Here is a 5,139-nt window from a genome sequence, read left to right on the forward strand (position 1 = left end):
GTAAAACCTAAAGCTTCTAAGACTGCCGTAGCATTTTCATAACGCATGGGAAAATATTCATGTACCATCCTATCTAATACATTTGCCAGACGGTTACTTACTTGTGCTTCATTTCGCCAGATACATTTCCAGTCTTGGAGTCTTTTTGTAAGTTGTGGGGATCTTTTCCTGTCAGTGCTTTTATTCCTACCATTCCCACTGCATAGATATCGCTACTCAGTTTTGGTTGACCGTTACTTTGTTCGCCTGGCATATATCCAGGTGTTCCGACTGCTACAGTAAAAGTAGTCGTTCCTTTTTGGTAAGTAGTCAATACACTTATTTCTTTTACTGCGCCAAAGTCTATCAATAGAGTTGTCGCTAAATAGAGGGAAAAAATCGCTCCAACCTAGACAGAGCAATAATTTCAAGGCCTTTTTAGCCACCAATAGCTACAATCCTTATATAACAAGGTTTTTGGGGGTTTTTGAAGTTATAAAGCGACAAGTCTAATACTATTTTTTGATCTGACTTACGACGCATCAAATTTTGTGGTTTGATGTCTCGGTGAACAATATTATTTTGATGAGCTACTGCTAATGCTTCTAAGATTCCTGTGAGTAAGGTGATAGTGTAAGACTCGCTTAATTTTTTCCCCGGGGTCAGTTCCTTACTTATATCGTGCCCTTCTATATATTCTTGTACTAGGTAAAATTCTGTTCCTTCCTGGAAATGAGCAAATAATTTTGGTATTTGGTCTGAGTCTTTGCCTAATTTGTATAAGGTCTTTGCTTCTGTCTCAAACAACTTTTGGGCAACAGGCAAAACTCCTGGGTCTGAACTTTTAGGTTTGAGATGTTTAACTACACATTTCGGATTTTCTGGTAGGTCTAGGTCTTGAGCTAAGTAGGTATCTCCAAATCCTCCACTTCCTAGAGGAGAGTCGATAATTTTGTAACGTTGTCTCAAGATTTTTCCAGACTGCATTTTCAGTTATCAGTTATCAGTTATCAGCTTTTTTAGTTATTAGTTACCAGTTATTAGATTTCTTCTTATTCAGTTATCAGTTATCAGCTATTCTTCAACAATTAGCAATTAAAGAATTCAACTCATTCATTATTAATGATTCTTTATTTTAGTGGGCATGTATAGTTTTTTGGCCTAAGTTATTTGAGTATATATGAGCGCACTTTTTCCATTATAAGTATAATACCATGTCAAGTTTTCTTGTCAACCCCCCCCCTTTTTTCAGTTATCAGCTTTTTCAGTTATTAGTTATTAGTCTAAATAGAATAAATTTAATTTCTTCAGGATTTACGCACGGAAACTAAATCCAGTGAGGGCGAATGCCATTCGCCCCTACATATGGCGTTTTCAAGGTTAATTTGTGTAAGTCCTGTTCTTCCTTCTTCCTTCTTCCTTTTTCATCGACCTATTCCAAAGGTGGCACAACTAAGGGTTGTTCTAATGGTTCTACTTCAAAAACTTCTTTTAATGCTTCATCTAAAGTTGGTTTCATTACAATTCGGTTTTCATAAGAAACAATAACTCTAGCTAAAGTTGGCAAACTATTTTGCTCTGCTTCTAAATAAATCGGTTCCACATAGAGTAAGGATTGATTAATTGGTATTACTAATAAATTTCCTTGAATTGCTTTCGATCCTTGACGATCCCAAAGAGAAATTTGCTGCGATATTTCTGGATTTTGATTAATCAAAGCTTCAATTTGTTCAGGACCATATATTAATCGTTGTTTAGGGAATTGATATAAAAGTAATTTACCGTAATTTGGTGCATCCGATCTAGCTGCCAACCAAGCAATTAAATTATTACGACTTGCTGGAGTATAGGGTAGAAAAAGAATAAATTCTTCTGAAGTTTCTGCTGGTAATTTTGTAATTAAATAATAAGGTTCTACTTTCTGCTGTTGATTACCATAAATCTCAATAGGTACTCGCCACAAATCTTCCCGATTATAAAATACACGGGGGTCATCCATGTGATAAGTTGCCAATAGTTCGGATTGTACTTTAAATAAATCTACTGGATAACGGATATGAGTATAGAGACTTTTTGGCATTTCTGCTATGGGAGAAAACATATTAGGAAAAACTTTTTTCCAGGTTGTAATAATTGGGTCTTTAGGGTCAGCAACATAGAATTTTACTGAGCCATTGTAGGCATCAATTACAACAACCTGGAAAAACTTTTTTCCAGGTTGTAATAATTGGGTCTTTAGGGTCAGCAACATAGAATTTTACTGAGCCATTGTAGGCATCAATTACAACTTTTACTGAGTTACGAATATAATTAAATTCGTTATTTTCTGGGTCAGAATAAGGATAGCGATCGCTTGTAGTATAAGCATCAAAAATCCAGTAGAGGTAACTGGGAGTTGTTTGAGTAACATCTTGTTTGCCGAATTGAGGATTAGCTACTACTAAATATGGGTCTTGGTCATAACGTAGAAATGGAGCGATCGATCGAACTCTGGCATTAATATTGCGGCGATATAAGACTTTAGTTGTAGGTATAAATTTATTAGTGAATAACATTCTCCAGTTCTTCAAATATTTAGCAAATACCCATCTTTTCCAGCTTGTACCGATGACAATACCACCACTGCCACTATAAGTGTTATAGGTATTTGTTTCTCCACTGGGATAGTCTAATTCTCTATCTTTTTCCGCAGTGGAAGTAATGACATGAGTATTGGTAAGTTCTCCATAATAAATTCTAGGTTTACCAATACTCATGTCATTTTTTCTCTATCTTTTTCCGCAGTGGAAGTAATGACATGAGTATTGGTAAGTTCTCCATAATAAATTCTAGGTTTACCAATAGGAATACTGAATCTAATCCTTTCTAATACTTCTAAGGTACTATTCTTTTTAAGAGTTGGATCTGGTCCGATATTTTTAACGAAATATTCTGGTAATCCACTTTCTTCAACTTGATTAACTGGAGAAAGAGTAAAACCATAGCCATGAGTATAGACTAAATGTTCATTGACCCAAGTTTGTGCTGGTTGAGGCACAGATTCATAGTTTAGTTCTCTAGCTGCGATGATTACTTGTTGTTTTTCGGTAGGATTATTTTTTGTTCTTTCTTCTTTTTTCTTCAGGAATGTATAGCGGTCTATATCGGCATTTTTAAATTCATAATATGGTCTGATTTCTTGTAATTGTCGATTCGTTTGTAAAATTGGTCTTGTATCCCAAAGGCGAATATTTTCAATGGTTAATTTATTATTTATTAAGTCAGTATAGGTAAGTTTATTTTCTGGGTCAAATAGTTTTACTTCTAATTTTTCTGGATCGAAATATGCTTCTCTAGTAAATTTAATACTACGTTTAATATATGGACTTTCTCGTTCTATTTCGTTAGGTTGTACGATGGTTATTTGTACAATTTCTGGTAATAACCAACCAGTTACTGCTGCGATGGCTAAATACCATGTTAATATAGCCCTTAATGAATAGCTATTAGCAAACAGTTTTGCACTCAATTTTCTCTTTTTTTTCCTTCTTCGACTCAAACGCAAAAATCGGAGACTGGCTTCAATATAAGGCTGAATATTTTTAACAGAAAAAATTGCTTGCCAAAACAAAAATAATGCAATTAATAATGCTAAAACTGCCAAAAATATATAAGCAGGAAGCTGAACTTTGACATCTGTGTAACCAGCACCATAGATGACACCACGCTGAGAGTAAAGTAATTCAAAACAAGCTAGAAAGTAACTATATGCTATGGTTAATATCAAACCTCCACCTAAAGCATGAAGATGTCGTTGTTGTTGTTGGGAAAATTGATGAAAATTGCCTTTACTTAGACTATTTCCAGACAATAAATAGATGAGAGTGCAAGCAACCAGTCCATATAAAAATAATCCGACCAACCAAAATTTTAATAATTGTAAAACGGGAATTTGAAAAACATAAAAACTGATATTGATATGAAATAAATCTTCTCTTTCAGGAAAGGGAGTAGCATTAAATAGTTGTAATATATTTCCCCAATGACTCGAAAGAATAAAACTAAAAACTAAACTTAGTACTATCGCAAATATACTTAACCATAATATAGGATTAACAGTGATAACAATACCTAATACAATAAATAATCCTAATAGCCACCAGTTAGACGGTATTTGACTGAATATTTGCCAAATTGATTCTACGCTAAATTCTGAAGGAATTTGTGGAGATACCTTTGCAACTGTGAAATCAATTTGACTGAATATTTGCCAAATTGATTCTACGCTAAATTCTGAAGGAATTTGTGGAGATACCTTTGCAACTGTGAAATCAGGATACCAGTAATCAGTAAATACCTGAATATAATGGGTTAGAATCAGTCCTATTAATAAAATTAATCCTAATACTAAACATAACAACCAGCCTAGACTAAATGAGGGTTCAATACGCAATTTACTTGATGGCATAGTTACTGGTGGAATTAGCATTATTTCTTCATATACTTTGGTTTTTCGATTGTGATTTTTTGGATACTTAAATATACTCGCTAGTCTGAGATTTGCTAAAAAGAAGACTGATGTAACTACAAAAGTAATTATCCATAATAAAGTTTCTGTTTGCAATTTAGTTATTAGTACGGGCAAATAATTAAGTTCTTCAAACCATAAAAATTCAGCCAATATATTAGTCGATAAATCAAATGCTGCCCACAATCCTAAGAGAATGACAAATATAATTAATATCTGTAGGAAGTTGAGTTTTTCTAGTGTTTTGGATAACCTAAGTTTTAGCTTGTAAATAATATTTAATTTCATGGTTTATAATTTTCGATTAGTTGTTTTATAGCAATTTTATTGAGTTTATATACACTTATATCATGTCTGGTTGAATACTTAAACTTTGGAGAAAGAAAGGTAGAAGGCAGAAGGGAAGAAAAGGCTTGAAGGGAAAAAGTTTTTTGATCGTTAATTATCCGGATATGAGATTATACCAAATTAATAAGAAGCTGCATAGAATAATATATTGATTGGGATTGAGTGTATATCGAGATAGACAAGTTAATAAATTTCATAATTGTGTGCCACCTCACATAAAATTTGTATAATATCAAATCCGGTTAATTGCACATAGAATCCTGTTATATAATATCTGTTTATAATCCTATAATTATACCAATTTC

5 protein-coding genes are annotated in these 5,139 nt (G+C 33.3%); all 5 read right to left on the reverse strand.

Annotated elements, in window-relative coordinates:
* Positions 1-97 precede the first annotated feature (97 nt).
* The 5 genes from D5R40_RS40310 to D5R40_RS42245 all read right to left on the reverse strand — a co-directional run bounded on the left by D5R40_RS40310 (position 98) and on the right by D5R40_RS42245 (position 4,774).
* On the reverse strand, positions 98-313 hold the full coding sequence (locus tag D5R40_RS40310) for a hypothetical protein (protein ID WP_240039115.1): 216 nt from the start codon (positions 311-313) through the stop codon (positions 98-100).
* Between the two features lie 104 nt (positions 314-417).
* Positions 418-966: a protein kinase domain-containing protein gene (locus D5R40_RS30185; RefSeq protein ID WP_124146437.1), complete on the reverse strand. Its 549-nt coding sequence runs from the start codon at positions 964-966 to the stop codon at positions 418-420.
* 445 nt (positions 967-1,411) lie between these two features.
* Complete coding sequence (locus D5R40_RS42235) at positions 1,412-2,230, reverse strand: UPF0182 family protein (RefSeq protein WP_339379486.1); 819 nt, start codon at positions 2,228-2,230, stop codon at positions 1,412-1,414.
* Positions 2,163-2,735, reverse strand: a complete 573-nt coding sequence (locus D5R40_RS42240) for a UPF0182 family protein (RefSeq protein WP_339379487.1) — start codon at positions 2,733-2,735, stop codon at positions 2,163-2,165. Before D5R40_RS42240 ends, D5R40_RS42235 begins: the two co-directional genes overlap by 68 nt.
* Positions 2,732-4,774: a UPF0182 family protein gene (locus D5R40_RS42245; protein ID WP_339379488.1), complete on the reverse strand. Its 2,043-nt coding sequence runs from the start codon at positions 4,772-4,774 to the stop codon at positions 2,732-2,734. The genes D5R40_RS42240 and D5R40_RS42245 overlap by 4 nt, the downstream gene beginning before the upstream one ends.
* Between the last annotated feature and the right edge of the window lie 365 nt (positions 4,775-5,139).

It is taken from the genome of Okeania hirsuta, from assembly GCF_003838195.1.
GTDB classification, from domain to species: domain Bacteria; phylum Cyanobacteriota; class Cyanobacteriia; order Cyanobacteriales; family Microcoleaceae; genus Okeania; species Okeania hirsuta.

Excerpts from the sequence above, each read along its gene's own strand:
- D5R40_RS30185 (WP_124146437.1), bottom strand. The coding sequence starts at position 966 with ATGCAGTCTGGAAAAATCTTGAGACAACGTTACAAAATTATCGACTCT.
- D5R40_RS42235 (WP_339379486.1), bottom strand. The coding sequence starts at position 2,230 with ATGTTGCTGACCCTAAAGACCCAATTATTACAACCTGGAAAAAAGTTT.
- D5R40_RS42240 (WP_339379487.1), bottom strand. The coding sequence starts at position 2,735 with ATGAGTATTGGTAAACCTAGAATTTATTATGGAGAACTTACCAATACT.
- D5R40_RS42245 (WP_339379488.1), bottom strand. The coding sequence starts at position 4,774 with ATGAAATTAAATATTATTTACAAGCTAAAACTTAGGTTATCCAAAACA.